This window comes from Aeromonas lacus (assembly GCF_000764665.1).
Taxonomy (GTDB): domain Bacteria; phylum Pseudomonadota; class Gammaproteobacteria; order Enterobacterales; family Aeromonadaceae; genus Aeromonas; species Aeromonas lacus.
The window spans coordinates 1-645 of the sequence record NZ_JRGM01000081.1 but is presented as its reverse complement, the minus strand read 5'-3'; the positions used below and the strand labels follow the sequence as shown (position 1 = coordinate 645).

1 protein-coding gene is annotated in these 645 nt (G+C 33.5%); it reads left to right on the top strand.

Features of this window, described 5'->3' with window-relative positions:
- Nucleotides 1-433 precede the first annotated feature (433 nt).
- Nucleotides 434-645: hypothetical protein (locus tag LG31_RS21625; RefSeq protein ID WP_238567498.1), on the top strand; the 212-nt coding region annotated here is incomplete at its 3' end.

The following is a 645-nucleotide window of genomic DNA, read 5'->3' as shown; positions in this document are numbered from 1 at the left end:
CGTTTAAATTGGACAGACTCCTAAACCCAAAGACCGCACTATATCGACAGTTCACGGATGAAAACTGGCACGAAATGTATTATATACCACACCTGCAGCATAATTTAAATCGAAGCAATAAAATCCTCCGTGCAACAACGATAGAATTGTTTTTACAAAATTGTTTTGGGTCATCTATGTGATTATTAGTACAAAGTGCGTATCTCTGTTTTTCATAGAGATTCATAATCGCTTGCGGTATAAACGCAACTTGGAAGAGAAAGTAAGGTAAGTACATATTTAGAACGATACATGATAAAATACTGAGCCTATGGAATGGAAACATAGACTCTATATACTTCAGTGGTTATTCACACGTCACATGTGTATCTCTAATCAATAGAAATCAGTAGGGAAGTATATGATATTACATGTTATGATCATTGAGAAGTTTATGTCATCATTTCTAGATTTCATTATAAAATATTTTGATGTGAATCAACATCGCTTCGTTTTTATTACTAGCCCTAAATATGAATATGGTATTCATCCTCACTACCCAGTAGAATTTTTGTATCTTGATGAAGAATTTATAACGCTGTCAAAATATTTTGATGCCGCGGATAAAATAATTTTGCATGGCCTCTGGCGTGATAAAGTAAATGA